This is a genomic window from Streptomyces sp. NPDC056160, assembly GCF_042268205.1.
Classification (GTDB): domain Bacteria; phylum Actinomycetota; class Actinomycetes; order Streptomycetales; family Streptomycetaceae; genus Streptomyces.
Map to the genome: position 1 here is coordinate 47,651 of NZ_JBHJUW010000029.1, position 19,478 is coordinate 67,128.

The following is a 19,478-nucleotide window of genomic DNA, read 5'->3' on the forward strand; positions in this document are numbered from 1 at the left end:
CCCCTGTCCCGCTCCGCGCGCGCTCACTTGGCGTCCGCGTAGCACTTCACCACCGCCGTCGTGAACGGGAACCGCACCGGCGTCCGGCCGAACGTGAGGCGCCCCGCCAGATCCGCCGCCTCGCGTATCGCCGCGGCGACCGCGTCGGCCTCCTCCTCGGGGCAGTGCACGATCACCTCGTCGTGCTGGAAGAAGACCAGCTCCGCCGCCATGTCCCGGCAGGTGCGGCGCAGCGCGGCGAGCATCAGCAGGGCCCAGTCGGCGGCGCTGCCCTGAACGACGAAGTTGCGGGCGAAGCGGCCCCGGGCCCGGGAGTCGCCGGAGGCGTACCCCGGCGTCCAGCCGTGGCCACCGGCGCCCTGCTCGTCCGGCTCGTCCTGCGGAAGGCCGGCCTCCTGCGTCGCCTCGTCGGCCGCCGCCCCGGCCGCGGGCGGGCAGGTGCGCCCCAGCCAGGTCCGTACGAGCCGGCCCTCCTCGCCCGCCCGCGCGGCCTCGTCGACGTAGGCAACCGCGCGGGGGAAGCGGCGGCGCAGCGCGGCGAGGTTCTTCAGGCCGTCCCCGGAGGTCTGGCCGTAGACGGCGCCGAGCACGGCCAGTTTGGCCTGGCCGCGATCGCCGGAGAAGGCGCGGTCGGACACCGACTGGTAGAGGTCGTCGGGGCGTCCGGCCACCTCCATCAGGCCGGGGTCACGGGAGATGGCCGCCAGCACACGCGGTTCCATCTGATCGGCGTCCGCCACCACCAGCCGCCAGCCCGGGTCGGCGACCACGGCCCGCCGGATCACCTTGGGGATCTGCAGCGCGCCGCCGCCGTTGGTCACCCACCGCCCGGTGACCGTGCCGCCGGCCAGGAACTCGGGCCGGAACCGGCCCTCGCGCACCCAGTCCTGCAACCAGGACCAGCCGTGGGCCACCCAGATCCGGTACAGCTTCTTGTACTCGAGCAGCGGGGCGACGGCCGGGTGGTCCACGGACTTCAGCTCCCACCGGCGGGTGGACCTGACCTTGATCCCGGCGCGTGCGAAGGCCTTGACCACGTCGGCGGGCAGATCGGGCCGCACCCGGCGGCCGAAGGCGGCGGACACCTCGTCGGCCAGCTCGGCCAGGCGGCGCGGCTCGCCGCCGCCCGTGTACCGCTCGCCGAGCAGTTCGTGCAGGACCCGGCGGTGCACGTCCGCGCTCCAGGGCAGGCCCGCCTGGTTCATCTCGGCCGCCACCAGCATCCCGGCCGACTCGGCGGTGGTCAGCAGGTGCATGCGGTCGGGGTGCCCGGTCCGGTCGTGCCGCCGCTGCTGCTCGGCGTAGACCGTGAGCAGGTCGGTCAGCGGCAGGTGCGTGCCCTGCGGTTCGAAGAGCGGGGACTGGGCGCCGGGTTCGGCCGGCCGCTGCGGCGGATCCGGGGGTACGGGGCCGCCGCGCAGCCTGGCCAGGGCGGCGGCGGCCGAGCGGGGCTCGCCGTGGTGCCCCTCGTGGCCGAGCAGGAGCGTCTCGGCGTCCTCGATGTCGTAGCACCGCTCGACGCGCACGCCCGCGGCGAGCAGGCGCGGGTAGACCTCCGCGGTGGACCGCCACACCCACCGGGTGACGTCCGGCCTGCTGCGGACGGCCCCGGCCAGGTCCGGCTCCCGGCGCACCGGTCCGGCGGGCAGCCCGTCCGGGCCGAGGGGAGCGACGTCGGCGCCGCCGTCCTCGGCCGGAGCGAGAGCCCACCGGTCGGTCATGCCGTGAGTGTCGCAGGCACCTCTGACAATCGCCCGCGGCCCGCGGCCCGGCGGATCACTCGGAGGGGGCCCCGTCCTGCTCGCGGTCGGCCAGGAACTGCTCCACGGTGCCCACGACGTATTGCTCGGTGCGCGCCTTGTCCAGGCCGAGTCCGCTCAGCGGGCCCTCGCCGTTCTCCAGCTCCAGCAGGGCCAGCAGGATGTGCTCGGTGCCGATGTAGTTGTGGCCCAGCCGCAGGGCCTCGCGGAAGGTGAGTTCCAGGGCCTTCTTGGCGGCCGGGCCGTAGGGGACGAGGTCGGGTGCGTCGGCGGACGCCGGCGGCAGGGCGGCGGTCGCGGCCCGGCGGACCGCCTCCAGGGTGACGCCCTGTTCCTGGATCGCCTTGGAGGCCAGCGCCTCCGGCTCGGTGAGCAGGCCCAGGACGAGGTGCGCGGGCAGCCCCTCGGCGCTCTTCGCCGACTTGGCGGCCTCGTGGGCGGCCATGACGACCTGCCGCGCGCGGGGCGTGTAGCGGCTGAAGCCCTGACTGGGGTCGAGGTCGGCGGACTCCTTGGGCACGAACCGCTTCTGCGCGGCCTGCCGGGTGACGCCCATGCTCGCGCCGATGTCGGTCCAGGAGGCGCCGGAGCGGCGGGCCTGGTCGACGAAGTGCCCGATGAGGTGGTCGGCCACCTCGCCGAGGTGCTCGCCGGCGAGTACGGCGTCCTGGAGCTGTTCGAGGGGTTCCTGGTGGACCTTCTTGATGGCCGAGATGAGGTCGTCGAGACGGACCGTCGACCGGATGGGGTTCGTCATATGTCAACCTTAAGTTGACAGTCGAGGGGTGTCAACCTTCGGTTGACATGAAGATGCGGGCGATCGCCCGGGCGCGGGCCCGGCACCCGGAAGTGCCACCGCCCGTTGCCACCACCCGCAGAGTTGTCCACAGGGTGTGGACGGCAAATCCGGTGCTCGTGGCACGATCGATGCGTGACCCCGCCCCGTACGTCCCGCACGTCCAGCACCTCCGAGACCGCCGGCGAGGCCGGTGAGTCCGGCACCGTCGACCGCGCCTTCCGGGCCGCCCTCTACGCCGCCTCCGACGACGCCCTCGACGCGGGTGCCTCCCTGCTCGCGTCAGACCCCGCGTCCGACGCCGAACTCGGCCTGCGCGGAAGGGAGTTCGTGTCGGCGGCGTGGCAGCGCGGATGGCAGCCCGCCGACGTCGTACGGATCGTGGGGCGGGAGCTGGGCGAGACGCAGACCCGGCTCGTGGCCGCCCTGATCCGCGCCCAGGCCGCGCACGACCGGCCGCGCGGCCGCCGCTGGGCCGCCCAGCTCGACGAGCTGACCACCGAGGAGCCGGCGCCGACCGACCGCTTCTCGTACGCCACCGCCGTGCTGCAGCTGTACCGCCTGCTGCTGCGGCTGCCCACGCTCGAACACCTGGACGCACCCGTCGGGCGCCCGTCCGCCGCACCGGCCGGCGAGTCCCGTGTGCTCGGCCGCATCCGCGCGCTGCTCGCCAAGGCGGAGGCCACCGGGTTCCCGGAGGAGGCGGAGGCGTTGAGCGCGAAGGCACAGGAGTTGATGGCCCGGCACAGCGTCGACGAGGCGCTGCTGGCCGCCCGTGCTCCCTCGCCCGACGCCCCCGGCGCCTGCCGGATCGGCGTCGAGCCGCCGTACGAACAGGCCAAGGCCGTCCTGCTGGACGCCGTCGCCACCGCGAACCACTGCCGTGCCGTGTGGAACGAACCCCTCGGCTTCTCCACCGTCGTCGGCTTCGAGGCCGAACTCGACGCGGTCGAACTGCTGTACACCTCGCTCCTCGTGCAGGCCACGACCGCCATGGCGCGGGCCGAGGCGGCCCAGAGAGCGGGCGGGCGCAAACGGACCAAGACCTTCCGCCAGTCCTTCCTGGCCGCCTACGCCCACCGCATAGGCACCCGGCTCGCGGCGGCCGCCGAGACCCAGGTGACCGAGGACCTGCTGCCCGTCCTGGCGAGCCGGGACGTCGCGGTCACCGACCGGCTGGACCGCATGTTCCCCGAGACGACCACGACGCGGCTGCGCGGCGTGAGCGACGAGGCGGGCTGGACGGAGGGCGCGCAGGCGGCCGACCGGGCCCAGGTGGGATCCCGCCGCAGGCTGGAGTGAGGGCCACCGCGTCCCGCCGGACCCACGAGCCCCAGCCGGGACACCGGCCCCCGCCTCGGCCGGGACACGGCCCCCGCCCCAGCCGGAACCCGGGCCCCGCCTCGGCCGGAACGCGGACCCCCCGCCCCAGCCGAAACCCGGCCCCCGCCCCAGCCGGAACCCGGGCCCCGCCTCGGCCGGAACGCGGACCCCCCGCCCCAGCCGGAACGCGGACCCCGCCCCAGCCGGAACCCGGCCCCCGCTCTGGGCCATGGACCCCGACCCCGCCCCAGCCGGGACACGGCCCCCGCCCCAGCCGGGACACGGCCCCCGCCCCAGCCGCCGCTCACGGCACGCGTGTCGTCGTGGGTCGTCAGTCCCCGGCCTGCTGGAAGGCCGTCACCGAGGCGTCCGGGTCGCCCGCGTCCTTCTTGCCCCGCACCGGGCCGTAGGACCACTTGAAGCTCTGGCCCTCGCCCGCCCCGGGCAGCGCGATCTTCAGTGAGTTCGCCGCCAGGCTCTTCCCGTCGCCCTCCTTGCCCCGCACGTAGGTGAGGGTGAAGGACGCGGTGTCGCCCTTGGCGAGGGTGAGTTTCTGCGGCCGGCCGGTCTTGTCCTCCGCCACGCGCGCGGCGGTGCCCCCGGCGGCCAGGGTGACGCCCGGGAAGCCGTCCAGGGTGCACCGGGCGCCCCGGTTGGTGAGGGTGACCGGGACGTCGCCGGTGTCGCCGGCGGCGGGCGCGGCGTTGGCGGGGCCCACCTGGAGCCCCACCTCGCCGATCCGGCAGGCCGTGCTGTCGGTGTTCTTGCTGCCGGTGTCGGTGTCGGTACCGCTGCCGCCACCGCTGTCGCAGGCGGCGAGGAGGAGGGCCGCGGCGACGGCGCTGACGGTGATCGGAAAGGCGCGCATGTGGTGGTTCCTCGGGTCGTGACGATGCTCAAGGATCATCACGTACGAGCGTGCGGCGCGGTTGCCCGCCCCGCCAGCGGTCTGAGCGGACGCCGCGGACGTTCAGGTGCCGGGGCTCGCCGTGGGCAGCCCTGACGGTAGCGCCCCGCCCTCGGCCCTGGTGTACGTCTCCTTGCCGAGACCACCCTCCCAGGTCACCTGGAGCGTGGTCTTGTTGACGGAGTCGACGGCGCCCGTCGACCGCGCCTTGCACGGCGTTAGGTGGATCACACCCTTGCCCGCCTGCCCGGCCGCGGTGCCGGTGCAGGTGGTCCGGTCCGTCGAGAAGAGCGCCGCCTGGCGGCCGGTGATGATGAGCACGACGGCCTTGCCGCCGCTGGTGGTGAGCCAACTGCCGTTCAGCGCGCTGTCCGGGCCGCTCGCGCCGCCGGTGGACGGGGGCGTGCCGCCGGTCGCCGAGGGCGTGCCGGCCGCGGAGGCGGGGGCCTCGCTCCCGGCGGCGCCGTCGGAACCGGTGCTCCCGCCGCTGTCGCACGCGGTCAGCGCGAGCGCGCCGAGCAGCCCGGCGGCGGCGAACCGTACTGCCGTGGTCGTCCTGGTCACTGAGATCCCCCAACCTGGAACCGGTAGGCCGCCCGGTGGCGGTACGACTCAGCAGGCTAGCGGCCGCCCGCGCGAAGCTCCTCGGTGGTGGACGGAACACCGCGGGCTCCCCGTGCGTCTTTCCTCCATGCACGTGTCAGCGAGGGCGTGCGGTGGTGGCTTGCGGGGCAGGGACGCGGATCACCCGCGCGCATGCCCTGCCCTTCCGGGGGCGAACGCGGGAGCATCTTCGGTAAAGCGCTCGTCAAAGCTGTAACCGCTGAAACACTCCGCGTGCACGTGCATCTGCTCATGCAACTGCATATGAACAAGGTTATGATCCGGTTCAGTTGACCAATGCATCTATGGCCACACCAGCCAGTGCACCACCGGGGAGCGACCTGTGAATCACGACGTCGAGGGCGTGTACGGGGAGTGCGACGTGCACAACGGCATGGCGGCCACGCGCCTGCGCGGGGTGGCCTGGCAGAAGAGCCGGCACAGCAACTCCCAGGGTTCGTGCGTGGAGTTCGCACGGCTGCCGGGGGGAGACGTGGCCGTCCGCAATTCGCGCTTCCCCGACGGGCCCGCGCTCGTCTACACCCGCGCGGAGATAGAGGCCATGCTGCTGGGCGTCAAGGACGGCGAGTTCGACCATCTGGTCGGGGGCTGACGGCGCGGGCGAATGCCGCGATCCGGCCGCGCTCGGGGACCGTGAGGCTTGCCTCAGCCCGCGGGCCGCAGCCGGAACAGCGCCCAGACGACCTTGCCGCCGAGCGTGCCCGCCAGCGGGTGCCACCCCCAGCTGTCGCTGAAGGAGTCGACGAGGAACAGGCCCCGGCCGGACTCGGCCGAGAAGTCGTCCGTGTCGCGGGCGACGGGACTGTCCTGGCTGGGGTCGCGCACGGCGCACACCAGCCGCTCGGTCCAGTGCATCAGGTGCAGGCGCACCGACGGGCCCTCCTCGCACGCGCGCGGGGCCGACGTGGCCGGCAGCGCGTGCCGCAGGGCGTTGGTGACGAGTTCGGAGACCACCAGGCAGACGTCGTCGAAGCGGTCGCCCAGTTGCCACTGGTCGAGCGTGGCGCGGGTGAACTGCCTGGCCTCGCGCACGGCCTCGTAACGGGCGGGCAGGGCACGGGAGGCGGCATCGCAGACGGCCGAGGGGTCCAGTGGCGGAAGGCCCTGCCGTAACGGCTGGAGCATGGTCGATCCATTCGTCCCCATGCGAGGCACTCCCGGGAAATCGCGATCGTTGCGATGCATTGGTCGTTGCGATGCAGCGGTGGCGCGGGACCATGGTTTCGGATGCGCACAGCAGATGCAAGGGCAGATGCACGTGCACGCGACCGAATTGGACCGACACGTACCGCTTGTTGGCCATTTTTTCCGCCATCTTCTCGAGCGCCGCTTGCCTCCTTCTTGCCTCGGGCTGCACGTTTTCTGTGATCTCTTTCCGTTTCCGTAACCACCCGAGTACTGCTCGAAGTGCTTTAGTGGCAGACTGCGGCTCTTGAGGACGGCTGGGGAGGCTGGCGAACGTGAGCGCGGGAGAGCCCGGATCGGTGGTGCGGCGCATGCTGCTCGGCTCGCAACTGAGGCGACTGCGAGAGGCACGGGGGATCACGCGGGAGGCGGCGGGGTATTCGATCCGCGCCTCGGAATCGAAGATCAGCCGGATGGAGCTGGGCCGGGTGAGCTTCAAGACGCGGGACGTGGAAGACCTGTTGACGCTGTACGGCATCACCGACGGCGCGGAGCGCACCTCACTGCTCTCGCTCGCCAAGGAGGCCAACGTCGCGGGCTGGTGGCACAGTTACTCCGACGTCCTGCCCAGCTGGTTCCCCACCTACGTGGGCCTGGAGGGCGCGGCGTCCCTGATCCGCGTCTACGAGGTGCAGTTCGTGCACGGCCTGCTGCAGACCGAAGCGTACGCCCGTGCGGTGGTCCGGCGCGGCATGCAGGGCGCGAGCGAGGCGGACGTGGAGCGGCGCGTGGCGCTGCGCCTTGAGCGGCAGAAGTACCTCGTGTCGGAGAACGCGCCTGAACTGCACATCGTCCTGGACGAGGCCGCCCTGCGCCGTCCGTACGGCGACCGCGAGGTGATGCGCGGGCAGTTGCAGCACCTCATCGAGATCTCCGGGCGCCCCAACGTACGGCTGCAGGTCATGCCGTTCAGCTTCGGCGGTCATGCCGGCGAGTCCGGCTCGTTCACCATCCTCAGCTTCCCCGAGTCCGACCTGTCGGACGTCGTCTACCTGGAGCAGCTCTCCAGCGCGCTCTACCTGGACAAGCGCGAGGACGTCACCCAGTACGAGAAGGCGCTCAAGGAACTCCAGCACGACAGCCCCGGCCCGGACGAGAGCCGTGACGTCCTGCGCGGCCTGCTGCAGCTCTCCTAGGCGCGCGCGGCCCCCCGGTCTCGCCCGGCTCCGCCGGAGAAGTGCCGGTAAGCCCTCAACTCCGGTTACCCGCACGTACGATGACGTCACATCGGACAGCGAGAGCCTGGGATTCGAGGGATCACATGTCGTCCTACTTCACCGACCTGGCCCGGCAGTACATCGACGGCGAGTGGCGCCAGGGCACCGGCTCCTGGGACATCATCGACTTCAACCCGTACGACGGCGAGAAGCTGGCCTCGATCACCATAGCCACGGCCGACGAGGTGGACGAGGCGTACCGCGCGGCGGCCCGCGCCCAGAAGCAGTGGGCCGCCATCAACCCCTACACGCGCCGCGCGGTCTTCGAGAAGGCGCTGCGGCTGGTCGAGGAGCGCGAGCGGGAGATCACCGAGGTGATCATCGCCGAGCTGGGTGGTACGCATCTCAAGGCCGCCTTCGAACTGCACCTCGTCAAGGAGTTCCTGCGCGAGTCGGTCCACCTGGCGCTGGCTCCGGAGGGCAGGATCCTGCCCTCGCCGTCCGACGGCAAGGAGAACCGCGTCTACCGGGTCCCGGTCGGCGTCGTCGGCGTGATCAGCCCCTTCAACTTCCCCTTCCTGCTGTCGGTCAAGTCGGTCGCCCCGGCGCTCGCGCTCGGCAACGGCGTGGTGCTCAAGCCGCACCAGAACACACCGGTCGCCGGCGGCACCCTGGTCGCGAAGATCTTCGAGGACGCGGGGCTGCCCGGCGGCCTGCTCAACGTCGTCGTCACGGACATCGCCGAGATCGGCGACGCCTTCATCGAGCACCCCGTCCCGAAGCTGATCTCCTTCACCGGCTCCGACAAGGTCGGCCGGCACGTGGCCACCGTCTGCGCCGCGAACTTCAAGCGCTCGGTCCTCGAACTGGGCGGCAACAGCGCGATCGTGGTCCTGGACGACGCCGACCTCGACTACGCGGTCGACGCGGCCGTCTTCAGCCGCTACGTCCACCAGGGCCAGGTCTGCATGGCCGCGAACCGGGTCCTCGTGGACCGCTCGATCGCCGGCGCGTTCACCGAGAAGTTCGTCGCCAAGGTGAAGTCGCTGAAGGTCGGCGACCCGCGCGACCCGCGGACCGTCATCGGCCCGGTGATCAACTCCGCGCAGGCGAACGCCGTGTCCGGTGTCGTGGAGCAGGCGATCGCCGAGGGAGCCACCGCGCTGGTGCACGGCACCACCACCGACAACCTGGTCGCCCCCTCCGTCCTGACGGACGTACCGGCCGGCTCGGCACTGCTCCAGCAGGAGGTCTTCGGCCCGGTCGCCTTCCTCATCCCCTTCGACGGCGAGGAGGAGGCGGTCCGGATCGTCAACGACACCCCCTACGGCCTCAGCGGCGCCGTCCACACGGGCGACATCGAGCGGGGCGTGGCCTTCGCCAAGCGGATCGACACCGGCATGTTCCACGTGAACGACGGCACCGTGCACGACGAGCCGCTGGTGCCCTTCGGCGGCGAGAAGCACTCGGGCGTCGGCCGCCTCAACGGCGAGACGACGGTGGACGCCTTCACCACGGTGAAGTGGATCTCGGTGCAGCACGGCCGCAGCGGTTTCCCGTTCTGACCCGCGCCCCGTCCCGGCGGCCCTCGCACGGGCGGCCGGGGCCCCGGCAATAACCTGGACCGCATGTCAGCGATCCGTCTCCTGGTGCTGGGCGCCGTCCGCCAGCACGGGCGGGCCCACGGCTACCAGGTGCGCAACGACCTGGAGTACTGGGGCGCCCACGAGTGGTCCAATGCCAAGCCGGGCTCGGTCTACCACGCCCTGAAGCAGATGGCGAAGCAGGGAATGCTGCACGCGCACGAGATCGCGCCGTCCACGGCGGGCGGCCCGCCGCGCGTCGAGTACGAGATCACCGACAAGGGCACCGACGAGTACTTCTCCCTGCTGCGCGCCTCCCTCACCTCCTACGACCAGCGTCCCGACGTGCTGACCGCCGCCCTCGGCTTCATGGTGGACCTGGAGCGGGCGGAGGCGCTGGCCCTTCTGGAGGAGCGGGTGCGCAGCATCGGGGAGTGGCGCAGGTCGGTCACCGAGTACTACACCCCCGAGGACGGCCCCGGCCGGCTGGGCCACATCGGCGAGATCATGAACTTCTGGGTGCACTTGGCCGACACCGGCGCCGAGTGGACGCGGGGACTGATCGACCGCGTCCGGGGCGGGGCGTACACCTTCGCCGGCGAGGGCGAGCCGTTCTCCGGCGTACTGGCCGAGGACCAGGAGAACCCGTACGCCACGGGACGGCCGCATCCCGGTGACAGCCGCTGATCAAATTTGACCAGACGGCGACCGGGTGGAGTCGGGCCCGGCGGCGGCGCGGTGGTCAGCGCACCGCCGTCCCGTCCGCCCGCAGCTGCATCTGCGGCCTGCCGGTCACCAGCAGCCACGCCGGCAGCGAGGCGAGGCACAGCAGGGACAGGACGGTCGGCGAGGAGACGAGGACCGCGGCCGTGAACAGGCTCACCCAGCCCTGCCGGGTGATGGCCAGCAGGATGCCCAGGACGGCCGCCGCCACGCCGAGCGCGGGCGGTACCGCGGGCACCAGGGCGTGGGCGGCCAGCCCGAGCGCGGCACCGATGAAGACGGACGGGAAGATCCGGCCGCCGCGGAAGCCGCAGGACGCGGCCACGAGCAGGGCGGCCAGCTTGACCACGGCGAGCGCGGCGAACTGCCCGGCGGTCCGGTCCTCGGGGTGCCGGGCCAGCTCCGTGACCTCCGCGAGCCCCTTGAACAGCGTGAGATGGCCGCCCAGCGTCCCCAGCAGCCCCAGCACCAGCCCGCCGGCCGGGAGGGCGATCATCGGATGGCCGAGCCGGCCGAAGACCCGGTGGACGTAGGGGAAGGCGTACACGGCGGCGAGGCCGAGCAGCGCGCCCGCCGAGGAGATCACGAGGGCGGCGAGCACATCGCCCCAGTGCGGGCGGCCGAACGGCGGCAGCCCGAGGTCGAAGGTGGGGCGGGCGACCAGGGCCGTGGTCATGGCACCGGCCGCGCCCGCGGCCAGTGGCGCGAAGAGGTTGTCCCACAGCGCCCCCTTCATCGGCCGCTCGGCCAGCGCCTCGGAGATGACCAGCGCTGCGGCCACCGCCGTCCCGAACAGGGCCCCGATGGTCGCCGCCTCGGCCAGTGCGGGCCACAGCGCGCCCGGCAGCCGGGGCAGCAGCCTGCGGCCGAGCCAGAACGCCAGGGCCACGTTGACCGTGATGATCGGGTTCTCGGGGCCGAGGCTCGGCCCGCCGGCCAGCATCAGCATGGTCGCCAGCAGCAGCCCCGGCAGCACGACCGGCGCCGTCGGAGCGGCCGCCAGGCCCAGGGTGGCCGGGTCGGGCCCCGCGTGACCCGGTGCCTTCCACACCACGAGCCCCACCAGCACACCCGTCGCGGTCAGCACCACCAGCACCCACACCACTGAGTACCGGCCGATGCCCAGTGCGTCCGGCAGGTCCCCCCACAGCGCCCCCTGCAACCGCTCCGCCGCCCCGCTCACCACCAGGAAGAGCAGGCTGGAGCCGGCGCCGGTGACGAGGGCGGGCAGGATCAGAGGCAGCAGCGCGCGGGCCGGCGCCGCCGGCACGGCCGGTGCGGCGGCTGCCTGCCGCTCGGTGTCCTGGGCCACCGGCACACGATAAGCGGACGGGTCCGGCAGAACGGGAGTAACGCGCACGACACGGGCGGAGCGGAAACGTCCTTGCACCTCGCGCGACGTGAGGAGGGACCGTGGAGCGCGTACCCGAGAAGGGAGCGGAAGTGAGCCACACCGTGGGCCAGGTCGCCGGTTTCGCCGGAGTGACGGTGCGCACCCTGCACCACTACGACGACATCGGCCTGCTCGTCCCGGGCGAGCGCAACCACGCGGGGCACCGGCGCTACAGCGACGCCGACCTCGACCGGTTGCAGCAGATCCTGTTCTACCGGGAGCTCGGCTTCCCGCTCGACGAGGTCGCGGCGCTGCTGGACGACCCGGACGCGGACCCGCGCGCGCACCTGCGCCGCCGGCACGAACTGCTGACCGCCCGGATCGACAAGCTGCGGAAGATGGCCGCGGCCGTGGAGCAGGCCATGGAGGCACGCAGGATGGGAATCAACCTCACGCCCGAGGAACGGTTCGAGGTGTTCGGGGACAAGGACCCCGAGCAGTACGCGGAGGAGGCCGAGCAGCGCTGGGGCGGCACCGAGGCCCACACCGAGTCGCAGCGCCGCGCCGCCCGCTACGGCAAGGAGGACTGGAAGCGCATCCAGACCGAGGTCGACGCCTGGGGCGAGCGGTACGCCGCCCTGGTGGCCGCCGGAGAACCCCCGGCGGGCGAGGCGGCCATGGACCTGGCCGAGGAACACCGCCGCCACATCGGCAGGTGGTTCTTCGAGTGCCCGTACGAGATGCACCGCAACCTGGGGGAGATGTACGTCGCAGACGAGCGCTTCAAGGCCTTCTACGACTCCGTGCGGCCGGGCACGGCCGAGCACCTCAGGGAGGCGATCCTCGCGAACGCCGCCCGTCACGAGGGGTGAGGTGAGGGGCGTCCGCCTGGAGGGCGCCCCTCACGTCCGGGTCTGCGAGCGTGTCCCCGTGCGCCGCGTCGGCTACTCCCGGACCACGACCACCGCCGTCCCGTACGCGCACACCTCCGTGTCCACGTCGGCCGCCTCGGTCACGTCGAAGCGGAAGGCCGGCACCGCGTCGGCGCCCTGGGCCCGGCGCCCCGGGCCCGGCGCCCCGGGCCCGGCGCCCCGGGCCCGGTGGCCCGGTACGTCGTTCGTGGTGACGACCAGCACGACCAGCACGTCCGGCTGGGGGCCTGACCGCCGCCGTATTCCTCGAATGCCCTTCGGGGACAGCCGGGCCCGGGGAGACGCACAGCGCATCCCTTGGAACCCGGTGGAACCTGAGCCGTACACCATCCGTTGATACTTTGTGCGGCAGTACACGGAGGCCGACCCGCCGCCGACCGTCCTCACCCCCTCAGGAGCCCGGAACCGTGATGACGCTTGCCCTCGGCCCGAGCTGGCTGGATCCGAATCACCTGTTGGACACCTTCGGCATCTGGGGCCTGCTCCTCGTCGTCTTCGCCGAGTCGGGCCTGCTGATCGGCTTCTTCCTGCCGGGTGACTCGCTCCTGTTCACCTGCGGTCTGCTGATCACCTCGCACCAGTTGGACTTCCCCCTGTGGGCGGCGATCGCCCTGATCTGCCTCGCGGCGGTCCTCGGCGACCAGGCGGGCTACATGTTCGGCAAGAAGGTCGGCCCGTCCCTCTTCAACCGCCCCGACTCCCGCCTGTTCAAACAGGAGAACGTCGCCAAGGCGCACGAGTTCTTCGAGAAGTACGGCCCGAAGTCCCTGGTCCTGGCCCGCTTCGTGCCCGTCGTGCGGACGTTCACGCCGATCATCGCGGGCGTCAGCGGCATGCGGTACCGCTCGTTCGCCACCTTCAACGTCATCGGTGGCGTGTTGTGGGGCGCGGGTGTGACCCTGCTCGGCTCCTGGCTGGGCAAGATCGACTTCGTCAAGAACAACATCGAGGCGATCCTCATCCTGATCGTCCTCGTGTCGGTCGTCCCGATCGCCATCGAGTTCCTGCGCGCCCGCGCCAAGGCGAAGAACGGGCCCGCGCCCGCCGCGGCCGAGCCGGAGCACGCGGCCCGGGCCCCGTACCAGCAGCAGTTCGCGCAGCAGTCCCAGCCGTACGCGCAGCAGTACCAGCAGCCTGTCGGGGACGACGCGACCACCCAGCTGCGCCGCATCGAGCCGCAGCACCGGCCGCAGCACCAGCCGCCGTACCAGTCCCAGCAGCCGCAGCACCAGCAGCCGCAGCACCAGCAGCAGCCGCCCCAGCAGTCGTACGGCTACGACCAGGGCCAGTACCACGGCGGCCGGTACTCGCAGCCGCCCCAGCAGCAGGAGCCCCAGCCCCAGCAGCACCAGCCCCATCCTCAGGGCCACCCCCAGCAGCAGCCTCCGCAGCAGCCGTACGGCGGCCCGCAGGAGGGCTACGACCAGCAGCACCCGCAGCAGTACCCCTACGACCAGGGCCAGGGCTACTACCGGGCCCCGTGAGGCCGCGCGGGCAGTGGCCGGCTCAGAAGCCCCTGGTCCGCTTCGCCGCCCGGCGGCCCGCCGCGCTCCCGGCTCCCGGCAGCCGCAGGAACAGCCGGGAGATCTCGGAGCCGAGGTTCACCCCGATGGCGATGGCCATGGCGAGCGACACCGCCTTGGCCAGCGACACGAGCCCCTTGTCGACGTGGCTCTGGGCGATCGACAGCAGACCGAAGTACGTCGCGGAACCCGGCAGCAGCGGCCCGATCGCGGCCGTCGTGTACGGCAGCGCGGAGGCGAACCGGTACCGGGACAGCAGCTGCCCGAACAGTCCCACCAGCCCCGCCGCCACCGCGGTGGAGGCCACCGGCGAGATACGGCCGACGTCGTGCATCGCGCCGTACACCACCCAGGCGACCCCGCCGTTGAGCGTCACCCACAGCACGGTGGACCGCTCCTGCTGGAGCAGCACGGCGAAGGTCAGCGACAGCAGCATCGAGGCGACGACCTGGAGCACCGGCCGCTGGCTGACCACCAGCGCCGCGTCCGGATTGAGCTGGGCGCCCAGCTTCACGCCGAAGTACAGGACGAGCAGCACACCCGTGACGATGCCGACGAAGAAGTACATGACCTCCAGCAGGCGCGCGGAGGCCGTGATGTAGAAGCCGGTCAGGCCGTCCTGCACCCCCGCCACCAGCGCACGCCCCGGCAGCAGCGCGAACAGGCCACCGGTGATGACCGCGGACGCTTTCACGTCGACGTTCGCCACGGTGAGCGCGACGCCGATCGCGGCCGGTGGTGTCGCGGCGACCATGAACTGGTAGAACTCCGGCAGCCCGCGTCCGGCGCACAGCCAGGCCAGCCGGTCGCCGAGCATCGCGCCGATCGCGGCCACCACGAAGACGAGCAGACCGCCGCCGACGAGCACGGAGGCCGCGCCCGCCAGCAGCCCGGCCGCTCCGGTCAGGGCCCAGCCGGGGTAGGGGTGCCGGTTGCGGCGGATCTCCGCCAGCCGCCGGTAGGCCTCCTCCAGGGAGACGTGGGTCTCCGGGTCGCTGAGGTCGTCGACGAGCTGGAAGACGGCCGCGAGCCGGGTGTAGTCGGTGCCGCGCCGACGCACCACACGGGAGGCCGACACCGGGTCGTCCACCAGGGACGGCTGGTAGGAGATCGACAGCAGGGTGAAGGTGACGTTCGGCTCGCAGCGGTCCAGGCCGTAGGAGCGGCAGACCGCGAACATCGCCGTCTCCACGTCCTCGGCGCCCTCACCGCCGGCGAGCAGCAGCTCGCCGATACGCAGGGTCAGGTCGAGGACGCGCGGGACGGCCGGACCGCCCTCCTCCGCCTTCTGCACGAACTCCAGCGCCGGGCGCTCGGTCACCGACATGCGCAGCATGGTGCGCATCCGGTCCTGCCAGGGGGCGTCCTTGGTCAGGCTGACTGCCGGGGTGCCGCGCGGCGGGGTGAAGGCGTAGGGCGCCTCCCGGGCGTTGAAGGTGCTCGGCGGAGTGAACGCCGAACCCTCGGGCTCCGCGGTCGCCGCGTCGGGCACGTCCAGGCCGTCCGGCAGGGCGAACTCCGAGGTCGTCTCGGACTCGGTCCCGGACCTGGCCACCGCCAGCCCCTGCGGGACGGCGAACTCGGACGTCGTCGACGACTCGCTGTCGACCCCAGGAGTCGGCGTCACAGGGATCACCTGGGTCACGGAGACCACGGGAATCACCTGCGTCGCCTCCGCGTCCGCGGGCGGCGTGGCGCGGGACGTGTAGTCACTCCGCGCCTCGTCCGACTGCGGTTTGCGGTCCTCCGCGTCCGTCACTGGGCAACGCTCCCTGAACGACACCTTCCGTAAGCCTCAGTATGCGCGGGTACCCCCGCCCGCATGCCAAAGGCCGCGTCACACCCGATCGAGTGCGACGCGGCCCGTGGACGTGGTGCGGTCAGTGGCCGCCGTGCTCCTCGAAACGCTTGCGGGAACGCTCGATCTCCGTCTCCGCGTCGGCCCGGCCCACCCAGTTGGCGCCCTCGACCGACTTGCCCGGCTCCAGGTCCTTGTAGACCTCGAAGAAGTGCTGGATCTCCAGGCGGTCGAACTCCGACACGTGGTGGATGTCACGCAGGTGCTCCACCCGCGGGTCGGACGCCGGCACGCACAGCAGCTTGTCGTCGCCGCCGGCCTCGTCCGTCATCCGGAACATGCCGATCGCGCGGCACTTGATGAGACAGCCGGGGAAGGTCGGCTCGTCCAGGATGACCAGCGCGTCCAGCGGGTCGCCGTCCTCGCCGAGGGTGTCCTCGACGAAGCCGTAGTCGGCCGGGTAGCTGGTCGAAGTGAAGAGTCGACGGTCCAGGCGGATACGACCGGTCTCGTGGTCCACCTCGTACTTGTTCCGCGAACCCTTCGGGATCTCGATCGTGACGTCGAACTCCACCGGTGGCTCCTCCATGATCAGCACATAGTTCTGGTGATTAAGTGTCCCTCACGCAGGTGTGTGATCGCGAAAGGGGCTGGTGGTCATGCCGGAGCTGAGGGGCTGGCAGGCCGCGGGAGGGCGGCTGGCACGCCTGGCACGGTCCACGCGGCCGCGGCTGGCACGACTCGCACGGTCCGTACGGCCGCGTCCGGCACCGGCCGCGCGGTCCGCGCGGCCGTGGATCGCACGGCTCACGCAGGCCACCGGGCACCGGCCGGGGCAGCCGAGGACGTGGCAGTACACCGCGGGTGCCGCCACCGCCGGACTGGCGCTGGCCGCCGGTGTGGTGACTGCCGCCGGTCCCTGGGACTCCACCGGTCAGCGTACGGCCGAGCGGGATCGGGCCGCCGCCCTGGAGCACGCGGGTGGCGCAGATCACGGCCACGGTTCCGATATGTCCGGTGCGGGGGCGGCGTCCGCCCCTCGGCCTGCGCCCAGCGCCGCCCCCGTACTGGTCGGCCTCGACGGCACCGGCGGCGCCGTGGAACCGGCCGGCGGCCGGCCGGCCCTCGCCGCCGTCCTCGACCCCCTCCTGAAGAACCCGGCACTGGGCGCCCGCCGCTCCGCGGTGGTCGTGGACGTCGCCACCGGCCGACAGCTGTACGGGCAGGGCGGCGGCGACGGCCTCACCCCCGCCTCCACCACCAAGATCGCCACCGCCGTCGCCGCCCTGTCCGCGCTCGGCCCCGACCACCGCTTCACCACCCGCGCCGCCCTGGACCCCGACACCGGGGAACTCGTCCTGGTCGGCGGCGGCGACCCCACCCTCACCGCCCGCCCCGACGCCCACGGCGCGGCCAGTCTGCGCACCCTCGCCGACGCGACGGCCGGAGCCCTGGCCAAGCGCGGCACGCACCGGGTCACGCTGTCCTACGACGCCACCCTGTACGCCGGTTCCGACCTGCACCCCATCGGCGTGAACGAGAACCTGGCCAGGGTCGCCGCGCTGTTGGCCGACGAGGCCCGCACCGACGACTCGACCGGCGGCCCGGCGCCGCGCGCCGCCGACCCGGCCGCCGACGCCGCCCGCGCCTTCGCCCGCTTCCTGAACGACCGCGGCATCCGGACCACCGCGCCCGGCCCCTCCAAGGCGACCGGCCGCTCCCAGACCCTCGCGACCGTGTCCTCGCCGCCGCTGTCCGACGTCGTCGAACGCATGCTCACCAACAGCGACAACGACATCGCCGAGGCCCTGGCCCGGCAGACCGCCCTGGCCTCGGGCGAACGCCCCGACTTCGCCGGCGGCGCCCGGGCGGTCACGGCCCGGCTCGAGCGGCTCGGCCTGCCCCTGACCGGCACCGCCTTCCACGACGGCAGCGGCCTGGACCGCACCGACCGGCTCACCGCGAACCTGCTGACCGCCCTGCTGCGCACGGCTGCCGGCCCCGCCCACCCCGGACTGCGCCCGGTCCTCACCGGCCTGCCGGTCGCCGGCTTCACCGGCACCCTCGCCGACCGCTACACCTCCGACGCCTCCGACGGCGCCGCGGGGCTCGTCCGGGCCAAGACCGGCACCCTGACCGGCGTGAACACACTCGCGGGCACCACCGTCGACCACGACGGCCGCCTGCTCGCCTTCGCCTTCCTGGCCGAGGGCACGACCGACCCGCAGGCCGCCCAGTCCACCCTGGACCACACGGCGACGGCCCTGGCCGCCTGCGGATGCGACTAGGGCGTGTTTCGAAAGTCCCTCCTCCGGCCTTCGGCCGGGAGGTGCCCCCACCCCCCGCGGCGTCTGCCATGCGCGCTCGCCGCGTTGTCGGGGTCGTCCACGCTAGGAGGCGCCGGTACGGGCCCGGGCGCCGGGGACGGTACGGGGCCGGTAGGCACGCGGCGGCGGGACCCGACGCTGATTTCAGGCAGCGCGCCGCCGCCCTGCCCCGAGCGGCGGCGCTCACGTACCGTTGACACATGACGAGCATCGGTGGTGCCGCAAGTCCCGGGATGGTCGACTGGAATCTCGCGGTGGCGACCGCGACCCGGCTGGTCCGGCCGGGCCCCGACGTGAGCCGCGAGGACGCCCGCGCCGTCGTCGCCGAACTGCGCCGGCACGCCAAGGTCTCCGAGGAGCACGTGCGGGCGTTCACCCGCCTGGGCACGGAGGACACCCACGACACACCCGTGCTGGTCGTCGACCGCCCGGGCTGGGTCCGGGCGAACGTCGCCGGATTCCGGGAACTGCTCAAGCCCCTGCTGGACAAGATGCAGGAGCGGCGCGGCAGCAGCCCCGGCAACGCGGTGCTCGGCGCCGTCGGCGGCAAGGTCACCGGCGTGGAACTGGGCATGCTGCTGTCGTTCCTCGCCTCCCGCGTCCTCGGCCAGTACGAGACCTTCGCCCCCGCCGCCCGCGACCTGCCCGCCGGGGCGAACGGCGGCGGGAGGCTGCTGCTCGTCGCCCCGAACATCGTCCACGTCGAGCGCGAACTCGACGTACAGCCCCACGACTTCCGCCTCTGGGTGTGTCTGCACGAGGAGACCCACCGCACGCAGTTCACCGCCGTGCCCTGGCTGCGCGACCACCTGGAGGGCGAGATCCAGTCTTTCCTCTCGGAGACCGACGTCGACCCGATGGCCTTCCTGGAGCGCATCCGGGAGGCCGCGCAGTCCCTCGTCGGCGGGCGGCCCGAGGGCGAGGAGGACGACGGCGGGCGCTCCCTCGTCGAACTCGTGCAGACCCCCGCCCAGCGGGAGATCCTCGGGCGGCTCACCGCCGTGATGTCCCTCCTGGAGGGCCACGCCGACTACGTGATGGACGGCGTGGGCCCCGCGGTCGTGCCGACCGTGGCGGAGATCCGCGAGAAGTTCCAGCAGCGCCGCGCCAAGGGCGCCTCCCGGCTGGACTCGGCCCTGCGCAAGCTGCTCGGCCTGGACGCCAAGCTGCGGCAGTACCGCGACGGCGAGCGCTTCGTGCGCGCCGTCGTCGACCAGGTCGGCATGGACGGCTTCAACCGCGTGTGGACCTCCCCGAACACCCTCCCCACCAAGGCGGAGATCGCCAAACCGGCGGACTGGGTCGCGCGGGTGCACCGCAGGGCCGAGTCGTGAACCGGGCGTGGACGGGGTGAACCGAATCCGGCCGACGGCAGGCGAACGCCCCTCCAATCACCCGTCCGAGGGACCGTGAGTGAGGGATAGGCGTGCAATGCTCGGGGAACGGCCCGTTTCTGTCACCATCGACCCACTCTGAGTGACCGATCTCGGGCTCACCCCCCGAAAAC

Annotated in this window: 17 protein-coding genes and 1 pseudogene; 9 read left to right on the forward strand and 9 right to left on the reverse strand. The window is 72.7% G+C overall.

Annotation, left to right across the window (positions count from 1 at the left end; translation table 11 throughout):
• Nucleotides 1–23: 23 nt before the first annotated feature.
• Complete coding sequence (locus ACFC02_RS13740) at nucleotides 24–1,721, reverse strand: bifunctional 3'-5' exonuclease/DNA polymerase (protein WP_376356121.1); 1,698 nt, start codon at nucleotides 1,719–1,721, stop codon at nucleotides 24–26.
• A gap of 55 nt (nucleotides 1,722–1,776) precedes the next feature.
• A complete protein-coding gene (locus ACFC02_RS13745; RefSeq protein ID WP_376356123.1) occupies nucleotides 1,777–2,517 on the reverse strand; it encodes a Clp protease N-terminal domain-containing protein in 741 nt (246 codons plus the stop codon).
• Between the two features lie 174 nt (nucleotides 2,518–2,691).
• Between ACFC02_RS13745 and ACFC02_RS13750 the strand changes: the two genes are divergently transcribed.
• Nucleotides 2,692–3,858, forward strand: a complete 1,167-nt coding sequence (locus tag ACFC02_RS13750; RefSeq protein WP_376356125.1) for a DUF2786 domain-containing protein — start codon at nucleotides 2,692–2,694, stop codon at nucleotides 3,856–3,858.
• Between the two features lie 352 nt (nucleotides 3,859–4,210).
• Here the strand turns inward: ACFC02_RS13750 and ACFC02_RS13755 are convergent, their stop codons facing one another.
• Together ACFC02_RS13755 and ACFC02_RS13760 are read right to left on the reverse strand one after the other, a co-directional pair.
• Nucleotides 4,211–4,747, reverse strand: coding sequence for a DUF4232 domain-containing protein (locus tag ACFC02_RS13755; protein WP_376356127.1), 537 nt, complete (start codon nucleotides 4,745–4,747; stop codon nucleotides 4,211–4,213).
• A 102-nt stretch (nucleotides 4,748–4,849) separates the two neighbouring features.
• On the reverse strand, nucleotides 4,850–5,350 hold the full coding sequence (locus ACFC02_RS13760) for a hypothetical protein (protein ID WP_376356129.1): 501 nt from the start codon (nucleotides 5,348–5,350) through the stop codon (nucleotides 4,850–4,852).
• A 382-nt stretch (nucleotides 5,351–5,732) separates the two neighbouring features.
• Here ACFC02_RS13760 and ACFC02_RS13765 point away from each other — a divergent pair, with 382 nt between their 5' ends.
• Nucleotides 5,733–6,002 carry a DUF397 domain-containing protein gene (locus ACFC02_RS13765; RefSeq protein ID WP_360971078.1) on the forward strand — a complete coding sequence of 90 codons (270 nt, stop codon included), beginning with the start codon at nucleotides 5,733–5,735 and terminating at the stop codon, nucleotides 6,000–6,002.
• Between the two features lie 53 nt (nucleotides 6,003–6,055).
• Here the strand turns inward: ACFC02_RS13765 and ACFC02_RS13770 are convergent, their stop codons facing one another.
• Nucleotides 6,056–6,556, reverse strand: a complete 501-nt coding sequence (locus ACFC02_RS13770; protein ID WP_376356131.1) for an ATP-binding protein — start codon at nucleotides 6,554–6,556, stop codon at nucleotides 6,056–6,058.
• Between the two features lie 350 nt (nucleotides 6,557–6,906).
• Here ACFC02_RS13770 and ACFC02_RS13775 point away from each other — a divergent pair, with 350 nt between their 5' ends.
• The 3 genes from ACFC02_RS13775 to ACFC02_RS13785 all read left to right on the forward strand — a co-directional run bounded on the left by ACFC02_RS13775 (nucleotide 6,907) and on the right by ACFC02_RS13785 (nucleotide 10,022).
• Complete coding sequence (locus ACFC02_RS13775) at nucleotides 6,907–7,731, forward strand: helix-turn-helix domain-containing protein (protein WP_376356171.1); 825 nt, start codon at nucleotides 6,907–6,909, stop codon at nucleotides 7,729–7,731.
• A 125-nt stretch (nucleotides 7,732–7,856) separates the two neighbouring features.
• A complete protein-coding gene (locus ACFC02_RS13780; protein WP_376356133.1) occupies nucleotides 7,857–9,317 on the forward strand; it encodes an aldehyde dehydrogenase family protein in 1,461 nt (486 codons plus the stop codon).
• Between the two features lie 63 nt (nucleotides 9,318–9,380).
• The gene (locus tag ACFC02_RS13785; RefSeq protein WP_376356135.1) at nucleotides 9,381–10,022 is read left to right on the forward strand and encodes a PadR family transcriptional regulator; all 642 of its coding nucleotides are present in this window, start codon (nucleotides 9,381–9,383) and stop codon (nucleotides 10,020–10,022) included.
• Between the two features lie 55 nt (nucleotides 10,023–10,077).
• Here ACFC02_RS13785 and ACFC02_RS13790 read toward each other — a convergent pair whose 3' ends face one another.
• Nucleotides 10,078–11,370: an ion channel protein gene (locus tag ACFC02_RS13790; protein WP_376356137.1), complete on the reverse strand. Its 1,293-nt coding sequence runs from the start codon at nucleotides 11,368–11,370 to the stop codon at nucleotides 10,078–10,080.
• 131 nt (nucleotides 11,371–11,501) lie between these two features.
• Here ACFC02_RS13790 and ACFC02_RS13795 point away from each other — a divergent pair, with 131 nt between their 5' ends.
• On the forward strand, nucleotides 11,502–12,263 hold the full coding sequence (locus tag ACFC02_RS13795) for a MerR family transcriptional regulator (RefSeq protein ID WP_376356173.1): 762 nt from the start codon (nucleotides 11,502–11,504) through the stop codon (nucleotides 12,261–12,263).
• A gap of 72 nt (nucleotides 12,264–12,335) precedes the next feature.
• Here ACFC02_RS13795 and ACFC02_RS13800 read toward each other — a convergent pair.
• Nucleotides 12,336–12,610: pseudogene (locus ACFC02_RS13800) on the reverse strand (heavy metal-binding domain-containing protein).
• Nucleotides 12,611–12,730: 120 nt separating this feature from the next.
• On the opposite strand from ACFC02_RS13800, the gene ACFC02_RS13805 reads away from it, so the two are divergent.
• Entirely contained in the window at nucleotides 12,731–13,807 is a 1,077-nt protein-coding gene (locus ACFC02_RS13805) for a DedA family protein (protein ID WP_376356139.1), read from the forward strand.
• Between the two features lie 22 nt (nucleotides 13,808–13,829).
• On the opposite strand, the gene ACFC02_RS13810 is transcribed toward ACFC02_RS13805, so the two are convergent.
• Together ACFC02_RS13810 and ACFC02_RS13815 are read right to left on the reverse strand one after the other, a co-directional pair.
• The gene (locus ACFC02_RS13810) at nucleotides 13,830–15,605 is read right to left on the reverse strand and encodes a threonine/serine exporter ThrE family protein (protein ID WP_376356141.1); all 1,776 of its coding nucleotides are present in this window, start codon (nucleotides 15,603–15,605) and stop codon (nucleotides 13,830–13,832) included.
• A 121-nt stretch (nucleotides 15,606–15,726) separates the two neighbouring features.
• Nucleotides 15,727–16,218, reverse strand: a complete 492-nt coding sequence (locus ACFC02_RS13815; RefSeq protein WP_360971414.1) for an inorganic diphosphatase — start codon at nucleotides 16,216–16,218, stop codon at nucleotides 15,727–15,729.
• 85 nt (nucleotides 16,219–16,303) lie between these two features.
• Between ACFC02_RS13815 and dacB the strand changes: the two genes are divergently transcribed.
• Both dacB and ACFC02_RS13825 read left to right on the forward strand, forming a co-directional pair.
• Nucleotides 16,304–17,932, forward strand: a complete 1,629-nt coding sequence (gene dacB / locus ACFC02_RS13820) for a D-alanyl-D-alanine carboxypeptidase/D-alanyl-D-alanine-endopeptidase (RefSeq protein ID WP_376356143.1) — start codon at nucleotides 16,304–16,306, stop codon at nucleotides 17,930–17,932.
• A gap of 239 nt (nucleotides 17,933–18,171) precedes the next feature.
• Complete coding sequence (locus ACFC02_RS13825) at nucleotides 18,172–19,305, forward strand: zinc-dependent metalloprotease (protein ID WP_376356145.1); 1,134 nt, start codon at nucleotides 18,172–18,174, stop codon at nucleotides 19,303–19,305.
• The last annotated feature ends 173 nt before the right edge of the window (nucleotides 19,306–19,478 follow it).